The sequence below is a fragment of the Flagellimonas rhodophyticola genome (genome assembly GCF_049332665.1).
In the GTDB taxonomy this organism is placed as follows: Bacteria; Bacteroidota; Bacteroidia; order Flavobacteriales; family Flavobacteriaceae; genus Flagellimonas.
Window position 1 is genome coordinate 2,170,546 of the sequence record NZ_CP186326.1, and the last position, 16,748, is coordinate 2,187,293.

The following is a 16,748-nucleotide window of genomic DNA, read 5'->3' on the forward strand; positions in this document are numbered from 1 at the left end:
AATGAGAAAAGCAAAAAACATATTGGTTGTTATTCTTCTCGTAAGTATTGAATCAGCAGCTCAAACCTATACCAAACGACAAGAATTCTCAGTAATGAACCCGACTTCGTTTGAAATATCGAAGTTTGGACTGACGCCATTAAATCCGTATACCGGAAAAGCTCAGGTAAGTTTTCCAATCTTTAGTATGAACCTAGACGGGAAGGAATTACCCTTTACGTTGACCTATGACACTGGTGGAGTTCGAGTTGGGCAGGAAGCATCTTGGATTGGATTGGGTTGGAATTTAAGTGGAATACCGGTTATCACCCATCAAATCAATCAGAAAAGCGATATTGGAAATAAACCTCCGAATCATTTTAGAGGTTTTTGTTATGAACCCAAGTTACCCGTTGATGAAACTGAATTTGATGTTTATCGCAATTGGATAAATAACGGCAATTACCCAGGGGCGTATACGGAACCAGATACCCAACCCGATGTGTTTGTCGCTAATTTAATCGGATCAACTGTTAAATTCCAATTAACACAAGAGGCCAGCACAGGGACAATTCAAGCGCTCATATTGAATGATAGCAATGCGCAGATAGACTATTATGATGGAGCTGGGACATCAGAATTTGTACAACATTTTGATATAATTGATGAGGACGGTTATGTATATAAATTCACCCATGTGGAATATGGTACCACCTGGTCTCAAACGGCTGGAAGTATATTAAGTGAATATGAAGCTAATTCAATCACAGGACAACAGGATACGACTTTTAATGCAAGCCAAGAAAACTTTGTGCCAACAGCCTGGTACGCGGATCAAATCATTTCTCCGGATGGAGAGGTACTTGACTTTAAATATGAGTATGAAATAGACGATACACCAAATGTAACGGTGAGTCATCCTATATACCATTCTACCACAAAAGTTACGGCCTGTGGAAGTGCAGAGGGCAGTAATAATGTCGGGACGGGTTGGAAATTTGGGTCCTTTGATGAGGTCATTGCAACTAGGACCATCCAAGAGTCAATGATACTATCGGAAATTGTCCATTCATCCACGGGGAATAAGCTGGTTTTTACAACAGCATCTCGAGACGATCTTTTTGCTTATTCTACAAGTTTATTAGCTGGTTTCAATGGATACGGACAGAATTTTGATCCAATTCCAAAAAGACTTACTACAGTTGAACTTTTTTCTTCAACAAACAAGTCAATAAGAAAGGTTGATTTTCAACAATCGTATTTCAATGCATATAAAAGTTCCGATGTAGACGCTAAAAGTTTCCTTCGACTAAAACTAGATGGATTTAAACTTCAAGATCAACAATATGCATTTAAATACAAATGTGATGATGCCTTACCCGAAAAACACTCAAAGTCAACTGATTTTTGGGGATTCTACAATGGTGTTTCTAATGTTCGCAGAACACCTTCAGTTAAGTATGATGCAAATGTTTGTCTCTTGGAAACTCCGGATTTAATCAATGGTAATGGAGAATTGGTTGGGGCGACCAAGGGAAGTAGTTTTGAACATGGATTAATTGGTACTTTGCAAGAGATTAGGTTTCCAACAGGAGGCATAGCTCAATTTGAGTACGAGTCCAACATGGTTACTTTAGACCTCACCTCTACACAACTTACCGTAGACGATTTTAATTTTCCTTACCTCTTAAACCATAACATTGAAGCAGGTTACCCAAAATCGGGAACCAACAATCCTAATTACAAAATAGTTCCTGTCGGAGGGTTGCGCATAAAATCAGTAGTCAATACAGATGCTTCAGGTAATCCTTTGCTACGCAAATCCTACAAATATGACGAGATAGCATCGAATGGAGATATTATTTCTTCTGGCAGATTAATGGATGGATTGCATCATTACAGGACACTTCTTGAGATACCCACTGTAGGCGTTCTACACTCAAATATAATTGTAAGCAGTGGTAATTTGTTCTCAACCAATGGCTCCGCACTGGGATCCCATTTAGGCTACGGGAGAGTTGAGGAGATTCATGAAAATATTAATGGCAATGTCAATATTGGGAGGACCGTTACGCACTTCATTAACAAACCGAATGAATCGTTGAAGGAAGATGCCAATGGTATCAAGTTTATTGTTGAAACGCCTCCCATCAATTATGAAGATGCAAACGGTCGAATGTTAAAACAGGAAACGTTTGATCGAAGTGGAAACGCCAAAAGAACCGTGGTAAACTCCTATGAATATCCGAATTACCCGAATTTGCCTCTGGGCTGGAAGGTGTTTTATGGTAGCTCTCAGAACGGATTCAATATTAATGCAACTGCGTCGTTTGTGTCGGATTACTATTCTTTTGCCCCTAAAAAATATGTGGCCTTGGTTTCCCGGGATACAATCACCGAAATTTTAGATGGAAGTAGAAAATTAGTTAACACAACATTTAATCAATACAATAATAAATCTCGTCTGAAGTCTTCGGAAAAAACAACATCCGAAATTGAGGATGTTAATACAGGAAATGGAATAGAAGAAATACCTATAAAAGCACGAACCGAATTCTATTATCCATATAGCACAGAATTTGGCGTTAGTGATGTTTCCATTGTTGAAGATTTGGAGGCAAGGAACCAAATAAGCCGGCCGGTTTATACCCGATACTTCGAAAATGATAATCTGATTGGCCATCAGCTCACCAAATACAAAAAATTTAACGGAAACCAATTTACCAAGCCAGAGGGTGTTTATTTCGGAAAGACCGATTCATCACTTGGACAGATGGAAAATAGGGTGAAATACGAAAGATATGACTTAAACGGAAATCTGACTGAGTACAGCGAAGCAAATGGTAATCCAATCTCCGCGATTTGGGGTTATGATGGGGAATATATGGTGGCGAAGTTGAACAATGTGAATTATTCCCAAATTGAAGCACTTCCAGGTTTTGGTGTGAATTTTGACTTACAAAATTCCACTTTGTCTTCTGCTCAAAAAGATACCCTGCGGAACAATTCAAGTATGTCCAACACCCTTATCACTTTTTATGATCATGACCCGCTCGTAGGTCCTGTTTCAATTGAAGACGAACGTGGATACAAGACCAAATATGAATACGACCCCTATAATCGCTTGTCCGCCATTAGAGATGAGGACAACAATTTACTTGAAGATTATTCCTATCAGTTTACAAATGTTTCGCTTTATCCACAACAGACAATATCAGAGTGTTTTGATACCCTTGTCTTAGGTGGGATAAATGTTCTTGGTTCCAGTGATCAATATGTGGATATGACCGTTCAACCAAGTGGTGGAGTAGGTAATTATGAATATTCATGGTATCTGGGTGAAGGTCCAAGCAAGAATGAGGTGGTCTACCACACCAAGGTTTCTTCGACCAATGGATATAATTGGTTAATCTGCTGCGATGAGAGAAAATACATGAAGGTGGTTGTAACAAGTGGAAGCCAAACAAAATCAATTGAATTCAGCAATCAAGACTATCAGTTGAATTGTCAACCGAATCCGTGTCAAAACCCAAATTAATGGGTTATAGTTAAACAAGTTGCCAAACGAAATAACATCAAGATATTATGAAATTTATTTTTCAATCAACTAGCTTAAAATCATGTATTATGATATTTGCATTGAGTGCAATATCATTGAGCGCGCAATATTCAATACAGGTGCCATCCCAGGTTATCGTTAACAATTCTGCTGTATATAATGTGGTCCCCAATTCAGGAGCTTCCGGATCAGTTTCGGCCGTTGAATGGTTTACGTCAAGTAACGGAACGGTTAACTCTGGTTTCGGTTCCAGTGCATCAATAACCTTCAACAGCACAGCTGCGGGATCATACGTACGGGCCAAGGTCACCAACTCATTTGGACAGGTATATTGGACTGTTGAAACTTCTGTAAATGTCATTAACGTTCCAACGCCAACGCTTAGTGCTGTGACACAGCCCGGGTGTGGAGAAACCACAGGTAGTTTCACCATTTTAAACTATAGTGGAAGCTATAGTTATACAATCACCCCTGCCGGGGCTGTGAGGAATGGGGCTAATATTACCGCTCCGCCGGGTAACTATCGTGTACAAGCTTCCAATGGCGGAGCCACTTCCCTCTATTCTGCATATAGGTTGGTCAACAACCCACCCAATTCGCCTGCCGCACCCATATTAGGGAATGCTACAGATCCTGTTTGCGGCAGTGGCACAGGGACTTTTCAGATTATAAACTATGTAAACTCATCTTCCTACAATTACACATTCAGCCCGTCGGCAAGTGTTGACTCCAGCGGGATTGTAAGTGGATCACCAGGTGTCTATACAGTTTCGGTTTCAATCGATGGTGGATGCATAGTTCAAAGTAACAATAGTGCTACCATTGGGCCAGCACCCACGGTTCCTTCAAAACCTTCTTTGGGTTCTGTAACCCAACCGAATTGTGGAGATAGTACAGGAAGTTTTACCATAGCTGGTTATAACACATCTACTTACAATTACGAAGTGGATTCGCCCAGTGCCACTATATCTAGTTCTGGGTTGGTCACGGCGCCTGCGGGAGTTTATAGGGTGAGGCGACAATTAATCAATGGCTGTTATTCCGATTATTCTGATGCTAGGACAGTCAATAATCCTCCCAGTTCACCTTCCCCCCCTATATTGGTAAATGCCACAGCACCTGCTTGTGGCAGTGGTTCGGGAACTTTTCAAATTACCAACTATGTTAACTTATCTTCGTACACTTATACCCCAAGTCCGTCAGCTACTATTGCATCCGATGGCACGGTCAGTGGGTCACCAGGTGTTTATACGGTTTCAGTTTCCATTGATGGAGGGTGCACTGTGCAAAGTACGAATAGTATAACCATTGGGCCAGCACCCCCAGTTCCTTCAAAACCTTCTTTAGGTACGGTTAACCAACCGAATTGTGCAGAACCCAACGGAAGTTTCACTATAACAGCATACGATACGTCTACTTACAATTACGAAGTGGATTCGCCTAGTGCCACTATATCTGGCTCTGGGCTGGTGACGGCTCCTCCCGGGGTATATAGGGTGAGACGACAATTAATTGATGGCTGTTATTCGGACTATTCTGATGCTAACACAATCAATGCTTCCGCTTCCGCTCCTTCTCCCCCCATACTTGGTAATGTAACCTTTGACGACTGCTCTGATACCTTGGGAACCTTATATATTCAAAATTATAATGCAAACTATCAGTACTCTTTTAACCCGTCAATAAATGTTACCCGGGTAGAGGCAGAAGTTACCGCTCCGGAAGGTAGTTATACAGTTACGGCCACTTATATGGGATGTGTGTCACCATCTGCGCAAAAAGATGTATTCAACAACTCCAATACTCTGGAGCAACCTACAGTAGAAATTGCTTCCCAACCGATTTGTGCTACGGGCCTAGGTAGTATTACTATAACCAATCATATTGTCGGGTATGATTACATAGTATCACCGGCTGAAGGTGTAGAAATTGTCGGGAACACCATAACCGGTCCCGCAAATAGTTACACCGTAACGGCACGAAATGGAAATTGTTCTTCGCCAGCATCCGTTAGCATAAGCATTACAGCTCCGGGTAATCCATGTGCGGAAAACAATCCAGTTGTAGATATTTCGGGAGACAATTACGTATATCGACGAGCATATCAAAAGGATTCCCTTGAAATGGCCAATTTGTACAATGTGAACCAAAATAATGGCTTCGACTTCTTTACCTCCTCTGAAGCAGTTATACAGAACATCATATATTACGATGATATCGGTAGGCCAGGGCAAGAAATTGCCTTGGAGCAAGCTCCCTCGGTCAACGGTACTAAGAAAGATGTCGTGAATATGATGAAATACGACGGTTATGGTCGTATGGCCCAGGAATGGCTTCCCTATGCTGCCCTTCCGGGAACCTTTGGTTCGGTTAAAAGTAGCATGGAAACTTCTATTTTGAGCTATTATGATACCTCCAAATACGATAATACGCAAAATCCGTATGCAGAGAAAGACTTTGATGATTCACCTTTGAATAGGGTGGAAAGGCAGGCGGCCCCAGGTAACGACTGGGCAATGGATGCTGGGCATGAAATAGAATTCGGTTATGATGTCAATCAGACTACAGATCAGGTGGCACTCTTTACCGTAGATCTTGTGGAGAGTACAACCGATGGGGTCTTAACCTTTGTCCCCTCACTGCAAACGTCGGGAGATTACAAAGTTGGACAGCTCTACAAAAATATTACTAAAGACGAAAACCATGATGGTACCGCATCCAACTTGCATACTACCGAAGAGTTTACCAATAAGCGTGGTCAAGTGGTGCTCAAACGCACCTACGCCGAAATCGGATCGCCGAGCGTAGTCGAGGCACATGACACCTATTACATTTATGATGATTATGGGAACCTATCTTATGTACTGCCGCCAAAAATGGATGCCAGCTCGGCAACCTTGGCCAATATCAATACGAATCTATATGAATTGGGCTATCAATATGTATACGATTACCGAAATCGTTTGGTGGAGAAAAAAATACCGGGTAAAGACTGGGAGTATATCGTCTACAATAAATTGGATCTTCCCATATTGACACAGGACGGTAACCAGAGGGCGAAGGATGCAAACTCTGATGAATGGCTCTTTACCAAATATGATGCCTTTGGCAGGGTGGCTTATTCCGGTATAGCCGTTGGCACACAGGGAGCCACTCGAACAAGTATTCAAAATGAGGTGGATGGGGTCTCACAGCAATGGGTGACCTATTACGATACCGATCAAAATTCCTCGTTTACGGAAGAGGTGAATATTTTTTATGATAATGATACCTATCCAAACAATAGTTTGCAGGGCAGGATTGTGGACCTCTCAGAGGTGTTGACCATAAACTATTATGACTATTACGACTGGGCTCCCCAATCCCCAAGAAGCGCTCCAAGCTCAGTATTTGGGCAAGCAGTAGATAGCCGAACCCGAGGGTTGGCAACTGGGAGCAAAATAAAGGTCTTGGACGTAACCCCCGCCCAATGGATCACCACGATTACCCGTTACGATGCCAAAGGCCGACCCATTTATACCTACAGTGAAAACGAATATCTTGGGACCGAAGATATTGCAGAAATCTTGCTTGACTTCATAGGCAAGCCTTTAAAAGTAAAAAGTACGCATATCCGTAACAGTAATACCATTGTGACCCTGGATAATTTTAAGTATGATCATATGGGTAGACTACTAAAACAGACCCAATGTGCGGGAGACGATACCCTGGGCGATACTTGCGAAGGTGCCACCGAAGTGAATTTGGTACTTGAGAATGTTACTGTGGACATCGATAGTTTTGGACAGGAAAGTATAGTAATAGAGCCTACCACGACCATTTTACCTGGATCCGGTGGTAGTGGTGTTACTTTAGCGGTAACAGGCAATGGTGGACAAGAGGAGTTGATTGCCCATAACGAGTACGACGAACTCGGCCAATTGGTGAAAAAGAAAGTTGGAAATACGGAGACTTCACCTTTACAAGAGGTGGACTATACCTATAATGTCAGGGGGTGGTTAAAAAGCATTAATCAAGATGCCAATGCCGACAACGACCTCTTTAATTTTGGGATAAGCTATAACGACCCTGTTCATGGAGCGACAGCATTGTTCAATGGGAACATCTCTGAGACTGAGTGGAGGACTGCGAACACCGACAGCTCCCTGAAATGGTATCGATATGACTTCGATGCCCTGAACAGGCTGATTGGGGCAAGGGACAACGTAGGGAATTACAACCTCGGGGTCTATGACGGCTCGGGGAACCTGACAACCCCCGTCACCTATGACAAGAACGGAAATGTCACGGGCCTTGCACGAAAGGGCCACTTGAACAGTGGGGGCACGAACTTCGGCAACATGGACGTTCTGGGCTATGTCTATGACAGCGGCAACAAGGTATTGCGCATCAACGACAGTGGTGATGATACCTACGGGTTCAAAGATGGTACGAACTCCAACGATGACTTTGAATATGATCCAAACGGAAATTTGGAGGTCGATCGTAACAAGGGCATCACCTTGATAGCGTACAACCACCTGAACATGCCCACCTTGGTGGACTTCGGGGCCACGGGCAACATAGCGATGGTCTATGCGGCCGATGGCACCAAGCTCAAGAAAACGGCCAGCAACGGTACGGTCACTGAGTATGCCAATGGGCATGTGTACGAGGGGGGTATATTACAATTCTTTCCACATTCTGAAGGGTATGTAATGCCCGATGGAAGCGGTTGGAGATATGTTTACCAATACCTTGACCACGTGGACAATGTTCGCCTTAGTTATACTGAAGATCCCAGCAATTTGGGGCAGCCCACCATCATCGAGGAAAACAACTATTACCCCTATGGTGGGAAGATGCGGGGCTACAACATGGGCGGTGACACCTCCCTTGGGAACGATGTGGCCCAACGTTGGAAGTTCGGGAACAAGGAACTTGACGAGAGCCTGAACGGTGCCATGGGAACCTACGACTTCGGGGCGAGGACATACGATCCTTGGGGCATCCGTTGGTGGAACATCGATCCGTTGACGGAAGAGATGAGACGAATCTCACCCTATGCCCATGCCTTCAATAATCCTATCTATTTTATGGACCCCGATGGGATGATGCCTATAGGTATTGGAAATATGAACGTAGGAAATAACTTTGACCCTATAAATGATTTTGGCCCACAACATATCACTTCCACCGTTGTGGACAGCACAGGGAAAATTATTGATTATAAAGATGATGGTGATGATAATATTTATCTAAATGAGAGAAGTGCAGAAAATGTTATTGGTAAAGAGCAAAAAGGGAAAGAGTACAAAGTAGGAGGATATTTAGAAATGGACGATCTTTTTTCCAGTTCTTTAGAAATTTTACCAAAAGGCTTTATACTTCAATATGAGAAAGAAATCCAAGAATTTGAAGTATCACCATTTCTTGGAGGGATAAAAAAGAAAGCTGTTAATTATATTGTTTATTTTGTCAAAGGATCAAAAGGATTTAAGTATGTTGGTATCACCAATAATTTAGCTAGAAGAGCTGCCGAGCATTTAAGAGCTAGAGGTTTTATTATAGAACCTTTATTGAAAAACCTAACCAAGGCAGATGCACGTGCAGTAGAACAAGCGTTGATTGAGATTTATAAATTGGGAGGGAAACCTGGTCAAACAGGTCAATTGCTTAATAAGATAAACAGTATAGCCAAGACTAATCCTAAATACGCTGCGGCTGTAAAAAGAGGATATGAGTTATTAAAAACAGTTGGAATTCAATAAGATGATTACAATGACAAAAAAGAAGATAGAATTAGGTGATGTTTTTGGAATAGAAACGTCCAAAGGCAGAGGGTATTTGCAATATGTAAAGGTGCCTAAAGATACCTCTGAGGTTGAAAAAGTCAAGGTATTTAGCCGTTTATTTGAGCAAAAACCTGAAACAATTGAAAGTGTAGTACTATCGGAAGATTTTTATTATATCGATTTTCCTCTAAGCGCGGCGTACAAAAAAAAGATTGTAACTTTTGTTGAAAACGTTCCTTTACCTCAAGGATTTACTTGTCCTCGATATTATAGAACGGAGAATATGTTTGATAAAGGATGGCAAATCATAGACTCTGAAACTTGGAAACGGGAATCGGTTGAATTATTAACACAAGAGCAAAAAAAGTTGTCTCCTTGGGGGGTTTGGAACGATACTTTGCTGGTGGAAAATTTAGAAAATGGCTGGAAATTAAATGATTGGGTTTAACCCGTAAAATAAATTTTTAAGTGAACGAACCATCCCATAGGGATGGTTTTTTTGTTTTATCCTGCCAGCTTCTGCCCCCGCTCCCGCTAGTCTATGACTAGTGGCCAGCATGTGTAAGAAAAGACAAAAGTAGAGATAAAAGCCACGGCATTAACCGTGGCTTTTTTTGTGATATCCAAAAATATAAACTGGTAGCGGCTTTTGGTCAATTCAAACATATATTCAAAAAGAGGGACAGCTATCTTTCTTGTATGAGCAGAAACTACAAGTTTCATAATCCGGTAGGGGTCTATTTTGTTTCTTTTGCAACCATCCATTGGATAGATGTATTTACCCGACAAATATACTTTGAGGTATTGGCAAAAAGCGTTGATTATTGCAGAAAAGAAAAAGGAATGGAACTCTTTGCTTATTGTTTTATGCCCAGCCATGTACATCTAATTTTTCGTTCTTCGCAACTCGACCCTTCAGGTTTACTACGGGATTTTAAAAAACATACTGCCAAAGAAGTAATTAAAGCCATAAAAGCAAATCCACAAGAGAGTAGAAGAGAATGGATGCTTGAAATGTTTGAACAAGCTGGGAAGGAGAAAGGAAACATAACCTTCCATCAGTTTTGGCAACACCACAACAAGCCCATTGAACTTTGGAGTTCAGCGGTTATCAAACAAGAGTTGAATTATATCCATAACAATCCAGTGGTATCAGGATTTGTGGCCAGACCAGAAGACTGGAAATACAGCAGTGCTAGAAACTTCAGCGGAGATACTACCGTTTTGGAAATAGACGAAATAGGTTTTTTGGATTAGGTTTGAAATACCACCAGTTACAAACTGGCGGCAGCGGGGGGATTTTTTTGAGGGTTCTTTTGACGAGCCAGAGAAATAAACATACGATCAATTCTTAAATCGTCAATTCGAGTGGTTTTTCTTGACCAAGCCAAGAAAAATTGTATCGAGAATTAGGTCGAACAAAGCAAAAACCTTGTTCTCGATACTTTTCCTTTGAAAAACTCGAACTGACGGTTTTTTAGCAGGTAAATTCCACAACAAAACTTTTAACATAAAAACCCGATTTTAAAGCAAAATTATCCCTTTAAAAAGGGGATTTTAGCCCGTAATTTCTGTATTTTAGTGTGTATATATGTTGACTACATGAAGCAGATAAGAATACTGACATTTTTGGGTTTCGGAGCACTGTTTTTAACGGCTTGCAGTACCTACAAAGCCCAAAAGCAAGAAGCCCAATTAAGCTTTCCCGAACTGGGCACCTTGATTAAGACCAAAGGCGATTTATGGTACTCGGCCGCAGAGCAAATTGGCGTACCCGATTGGGCCGAATTAAAGGTAGTTGTACAGCAAATACCCTTTAACCGGCAGAGCTATTTCAGCTATGCAAAACATATGCAACAGGCCGCCAAGATCAATACCATTTCCTATAACGATTCACTACCCTATAAACCAAAATATTTACGCTTGCAATTGTTAGACCAACTGGGCCTTGCCCAATTATTGAACGAAGACAAACATGATGCGCTGCGTTCCTACATTTCCAATGATGATAGTTATAAAATGGTGACGGGGTTGAACATTACCGTTCCCGAGACCGAAATGCCCGGTTTTTTGCAAGCAGAGGCCATTCAATTACAAAAGGATAAGTACAATAATATTGTGTTGGTGGTAATCCATGGTGAACATGAAAAAGAATACTTTTTCTCCGAGTTACAGGTATTCGATTACCAATATGCCCATTTTTGCTGGGGTGAGGACCAATACCACAATATGATTATTGAAAACTTGGTTTCTGAGGGCCAAAAATGCCCTAAGGGTACATACCTAAAGGCCTCCAAGGTAACCGGAGATAAAGCATACCACAAATTCTGACCCCAATGATGAACAAATTTAAGACCCTCTTTGCTCTAATTTTGGCCATTTCATACAGCTGCGAAGATATTTTGGAAGTACCCGATATTTCCAACCAAACGGTTACCGTTTTTGCGCCTTTGGACAATACAGTGATCAATGGTAACGACATTAGTTTTAATTGGGATACAGTGGAAGATGCCACAAGATATCGTTTCCAGTTGGCCGCTCCCAATTTTGAAACTACCCAACAATTGGTGCTCGACAGTATATTTGAATTGGATAGTTTGAGCCGGGTGGCGACACAAATTCAACGGACTCTGGTCAATGGCAACTATGCGTGGCGTATAAAAGCATTAAACAGTGATTATGAAACCCCTTATACCCTAAACAATTTTCATGTGGATGGTGATGAAAACTTGGATGTGACCCCACCAAATACTCCACAATTGGTTGCTCCGGCAAATGGAGCATCACAAAGTGAAGCGACCGTAAGCTTCTCTTGGACCCGTGAAGATGTGCCCGGAACTGCAGAACGAGACAGTATCTTTATCTATTCCGATGAAAGCTTAGCGACCCTTTCCACCAAAGCCTTGGGGGCCAATAAAACTTTTAACGCCAATTTGGCCTCAGGAACCTTTTATTGGGTGGTCAAAGCCTATGACGCTGCTGGCAACGAAAGTGATTTGAGCACTACCTTTAACTTTACCATTAGCAATTGAACAAAAACACCAAAACATATATACTACTTGGAGCTGTGCTGCTTATTTGGGGCATCATAGGCTTTAAGGTGTTCAGTGCTATTTCACCAGAACCAGAAGCTCCTGTGTTGGCAGATAATATCAACTTTAAACCTAAAAAACAGGTCAAAAAAGACACTTTCAGCATTTTAGCAGATTATAGAGATCCGTTTTTAGGAACCTTGCCGCTTTCCAAAAAGAAATCCAGGGCCAAACGCGTTGCAAAACCGAAGGTACAGCTACCGGACATTAGCTATACCGGACTTGTCTCGGACCAAAATACCAAAAACCATATCTTTTTTGTGACTATTTCTGGCAACCAATACCTCATGTACAAGGGCAATACCCAAGCCGAGGTTACCTTGGTGAGTGGTTCTTCCAAAAACATTCGCGTGCGCTACAAGGGCATTGTAAAGACTATACCCCTTCAAAATGCTACGCAGTAAAAAACTACGCGCAGGCTCACTGCAATTTGTACTGTTCATTGGAGCGGTGATTGCTGTGCTGCTAATGACATTTGTGTTATTGCACCAAACGCATTCCCTTTTTGATAGAAAAACTTCCAAGACCATTGACCTGATCAAAAGCACCGATCTGGCACTTCGGCAGGCAATGCAGCAAAAAGTACGATTGAATGATTCGGTATCCATTGACCTAAAACACGAAGATGGAATCAAAACTACAGTGATTAAATCCCATTGGGGCATTTTTGAAAAATATGCGGTGGTTTCCCAATTCCAAAAGAACAGATTTTCCAAAACAGCTTTGGTTGGTGGGGGAATGGACCAAGATTTTTCAGCACTTTATCTAAAAGATAATGACCGTCCCATGGTCATTGCAGGTAATGCGAAGATTACAGGAAATGCATATCTGCCCAAACAAGGTATTCGCCCTGGAAGTATTCGAGGGCAGTTTTACCAGTTCACAAGACCGGTCTACGGCAATATAAAACAGAGTACCAAAACCTTGCCGCCAATTGACTCTGAGTTGCGAACATACATCCAACAAATGCAGTCCCAAGTTTTTGGTATGTCAGGAAGCAACACAATTCGGTTTTCCAGTAAATTGCAATTGGCCAATTCATTTGAGTCACCCACCCAATATGTCCTAGGAGATGTTTTACGATTGTCCGGCTGTAACCTTAGAGGTAACATAGCGGTCCTGGCGACGAATAAAATTATTGTGAGTAAGGATTCCAATCTTCAAGATATACTGCTTATCGCTCCGGAAATTGAAATAGAGGACAGGTTCAATGGAAGATTACAGGCTATAGCTTCCAATGGAATTGAAGTGGGTAATAGGGTCAATTTGGAATATCCATCAGCATTGGTAGTGGACAGGGGAAGCAGACCGAATCATAAGGAGCGAAGGCAGCCCAATATTGAGATTGAATCAGGTACAATATTGAAAGGCATTGTTGCCTATTTTGAACGAACTGAGGAGAATCAATTTTTCCCACAAATACTTATCTCAGAGAAAACATCGATTTATGGCGAAGTATTTTGTGAAAAGAATCTGGAATTGAAAGGGGACATTTTTGGAAACGTAACCACTAACGCCTTTATGGCAATGGAAAATGGGAGTGTATATCAAAATCATTTGTTCGGAGGCACCATAAATACCGAATTTTTGCCCCAACAATACGGGGGCTTAGTATTGAACAAGGAAAAAGCAGTGGCAAAATGGCTCTATTGAAAAAAAGGATAAAAGCATCGACCTTAATGGAAACCATGGTGGCGACCGTGCTCATTGTGGTCATTTTTATGCTGTCCAGTCTTATTTTGAACAACCTTTTCACCGTCCAGGTTAAAGGAAACCTTCAACCTTTAAAGACTCATTTGGATGAGGTGGAGTATTTATATTCCAAGGAAAAATTGGTAGTTCCCTATTATGAGGAATGGAATGATTGGAGTATCAGCATCGAGAATCAAAACAATGGAACAGTGCTTATTGAAGCCAAAGAACAAATTGGGGATAAAGCACGAACCTTAAAACGAATTATAAATCAAGCCAATGGTTCATAAAAAAGTACATGCATTTACTTTAAGCGAGATGTTGGTTGTTTTGTTGCTTACCATCATCGTCGTGGGTCTAGCTTTTTCCATTTTAGGGTTGGTACAAAGACAGATGTTCGGCATACAGGAAAATTATGAAGACAAAACAACGGGAAATTTGTTGAGACAAGCATTATGGATAGATTTTAATTCGCATTCGCAAATTATGTTCTCCCAAAAAACCGGTTCCATACAGTTGAGCAATGAGATGGGGGAGAGATATTATAGTTTCTATGAAGATTATATCATTCGGGATTTGGATACATTTTATACGGATTATCAGCTTGGAAAACTTTATTTTGAAGGGGATGAGGTATTTGGAGGGAGTATTGATGCACTTGAATTATCTAAAGACGAAGAAGACACCAAAAGGATTTTTGTGTACAAAAAAAATACTGCCGCTGATTTTATGAACTGATGGGATTTAATCTAGAGAACATATCAACAACAAATGCCCAAAGTAAGAGTGGGGCGGAAGCAAAAGAAAAGGTTCCATTGCTTGAAAGAGAACTGACTTTTTTGGGTAAATCATTTTCCAATAAAAAAAAGGAAGACTTTTATACGGAATTGGCGGTGTTGCTCAAGGCCGGAATCACACTCAAAGAAGCCCTGCAGCTCATTGAAGAAGGCCAAAAGAAGGAACAGCAAAAAGAATTGTTCAAAAATTTGGGTGAAAGTTTATTGTCTGGATCCAATTTTTCCGAAGCCATAAAAGAAAAAAAAGAGTTTACTGAATATGAATACTACTCCATTAAAATTGGTGAAGAATCTGGAACTTTGGCGACCATCGCAACGGAATTGGGGTCATTTTTTGCCAAAAAGAATGAGCAACGCAGAAATCTGGTAAATGCGCTTACTTATCCTATTATCATTTTGGTAACGGCCATTTTGGTTGTGATTTTTATGCTACGATTGGTGGTTCCCATGTTCCAAGATATTTTTAAACAGAACAATGTGGAGTTACCTTGGATAACCCGTTTTATTGTGTCCGTATCAGATTTTATAGAAGACTACGGATTGTGGATGCTATTACTTATCATAACAATGCTAATCCTGCGAAAAGCGCTTTTTGGTCACGACGGATTCAAAAAACGAATGGACTATTTGCTTTTACGAATACCGTATTTGGGGAACTTTATAAAATCTGTGTATTTGGCTCAATTCACCAGAGCTATTAGTTTGCTTACCGCTTCAAAGGTTCCCGTTTTAAACAGTATTGAATTGGCGGGAAAAATGATTGAGTTTTATCCCTTAACGGATGCTTTAAAATCTGTAACTGGGAAAATAATGCAAGGGGAAAGTTTAAGCAACAGCCTTAAAGGAAATAAAGTTTTTAGCAATAAAATGATTTCCATGGTCAAAGTAGCAGAAGAAACCAATCAAACCGAGTTCATGTTTGATCGGCTTAATCAACAGTATAGTATTGAAGTGCAACAAAAATCTAAATTATTGAGCACCTTATTGGAACCTATGATCATTTTGGTGGTCGGAATATGCGTTGGTGTAATCTTGGTGGCCATGTACTTGCCCATGTTTAAGCTGGGCAGTGTACTTGGGTAGCAGAAAAGCCGGAATTTCTGGCCTTTAATTTCAATAGAACCCTTACTCGCGACGATTTTTCTTCTTCCATTGCTCAAATTCAATTTTTATATCCTCATTTGTAAGGGGATAAAGACCAATTATTGCTGTACCTCCATTTACTTTTTCCATGACAAATTCTTCATATAGCGTCATTTGGATACATTCTTTGGCTACTTCTTCGGCTAGGTGAGAGGGCACTACCATGACTCCATCGTCATCGCCAATAATATAATCACCCGGAAATACAGCGACATCGCCACAACCTATTGGTTCATTTATGGCGATAGCTTGGTGCAAGGTTAGATTGGTTGGTGCGGATGGACTTTGATGAAAGGAAGGGAAATCTAACTCAGCTATTTCCGCCGAATCCCGAAAACCTCCATCAGTCACGATTCCACTAGCACCTCGTTTCATGAGTCTGGTTACTAGAATAGAGCCTGCGGAAGCAGCTCTGGAGTCTTTGCGACTATCAATAACCAATACATGACCTTTTGGGCATTCCTCTACGGCCATACGTTGAAGGTGCTTGGGGTTTCTAAAGACTTCTATGGGGTTTAAATCTTCTCTAGCGGGAATATATCTCAAGGTATATGCTTGCCCTACCATCGTAGTAGTCACTTTTTTTAAGGGACGAACATTTTGAATGAACTGGTTTTTTAACCCTTTTTTAAAGAGACAAGTGGCTACTGTCGCGGTGCTTACTTTTTTTAGCTGTTCTATTATAGGACTGTTGTCTTTTTCCATGGGAAGG

12 protein-coding genes are annotated in these 16,748 nt (G+C 41.1%); 11 read left to right on the top strand and 1 reads right to left on the bottom strand.

Annotation, left to right across the window (positions count from 1 at the left end):
* Position 1: 1 nt before the first annotated feature.
* From ACOKFG_RS09805 to ACOKFG_RS09855, 11 genes are all read left to right on the top strand, one after another.
* Positions 2-3,517 (top strand): hypothetical protein, encoded by a 3,516-nt coding sequence (locus ACOKFG_RS09805; protein ID WP_422861151.1) that lies wholly within the window; start codon positions 2-4, stop codon positions 3,515-3,517.
* Between the two features lie 89 nt (positions 3,518-3,606).
* A complete protein-coding gene (locus tag ACOKFG_RS09810; RefSeq protein ID WP_422861152.1) occupies positions 3,607-9,288 on the top strand; it encodes a DUF6443 domain-containing protein in 5,682 nt (1,893 codons plus the stop codon).
* 10 nt (positions 9,289-9,298) lie between these two features.
* Positions 9,299-9,760, top strand: coding sequence for a hypothetical protein (locus tag ACOKFG_RS09815; protein WP_422861153.1), 462 nt, complete (start codon positions 9,299-9,301; stop codon positions 9,758-9,760).
* 251 nt (positions 9,761-10,011) lie between these two features.
* Entirely contained in the window at positions 10,012-10,569 is a 558-nt protein-coding gene (locus tag ACOKFG_RS09820) for an REP-associated tyrosine transposase (protein ID WP_422861154.1), read from the top strand.
* Between the two features lie 345 nt (positions 10,570-10,914).
* A complete protein-coding gene (locus ACOKFG_RS09825) occupies positions 10,915-11,643 on the top strand; it encodes a hypothetical protein (RefSeq protein WP_422861155.1) in 729 nt (242 codons plus the stop codon).
* A gap of 5 nt (positions 11,644-11,648) precedes the next feature.
* Positions 11,649-12,344, top strand: coding sequence for a hypothetical protein (locus ACOKFG_RS09830; RefSeq protein WP_422861156.1), 696 nt, complete (start codon positions 11,649-11,651; stop codon positions 12,342-12,344).
* Complete coding sequence (locus ACOKFG_RS09835) at positions 12,341-12,808, top strand: hypothetical protein (protein ID WP_422861157.1); 468 nt, start codon at positions 12,341-12,343, stop codon at positions 12,806-12,808. The genes ACOKFG_RS09830 and ACOKFG_RS09835 overlap by 4 nt, the downstream gene beginning before the upstream one ends.
* The gene (locus ACOKFG_RS09840) at positions 12,795-14,057 is read left to right on the top strand and encodes a hypothetical protein (RefSeq protein WP_422861158.1); all 1,263 of its coding nucleotides are present in this window, start codon (positions 12,795-12,797) and stop codon (positions 14,055-14,057) included. Before ACOKFG_RS09835 ends, ACOKFG_RS09840 begins: the two co-directional genes overlap by 14 nt.
* On the top strand, positions 14,045-14,386 hold the full coding sequence (locus tag ACOKFG_RS09845) for a hypothetical protein (RefSeq protein ID WP_299484913.1): 342 nt from the start codon (positions 14,045-14,047) through the stop codon (positions 14,384-14,386). The genes ACOKFG_RS09840 and ACOKFG_RS09845 overlap by 13 nt, the downstream gene beginning before the upstream one ends.
* The gene (locus ACOKFG_RS09850; protein WP_299484915.1) at positions 14,376-14,834 is read left to right on the top strand and encodes a type II secretion system protein; all 459 of its coding nucleotides are present in this window, start codon (positions 14,376-14,378) and stop codon (positions 14,832-14,834) included. The genes ACOKFG_RS09845 and ACOKFG_RS09850 overlap by 11 nt, the downstream gene beginning before the upstream one ends.
* Entirely contained in the window at positions 14,834-15,976 is a 1,143-nt protein-coding gene (locus ACOKFG_RS09855) for a type II secretion system F family protein (RefSeq protein WP_299484917.1), read from the top strand. Before ACOKFG_RS09850 ends, ACOKFG_RS09855 begins: the two co-directional genes overlap by 1 nt.
* Positions 15,977-16,018: 42 nt before the next feature.
* On the opposite strand, the gene ACOKFG_RS09860 is transcribed toward ACOKFG_RS09855, so the two are convergent.
* Positions 16,019-16,741, bottom strand: coding sequence for a ribonuclease activity regulator RraA (locus ACOKFG_RS09860; protein WP_299484919.1), 723 nt, complete (start codon positions 16,739-16,741; stop codon positions 16,019-16,021).
* Positions 16,742-16,748: the final 7 nt, after the last annotated feature.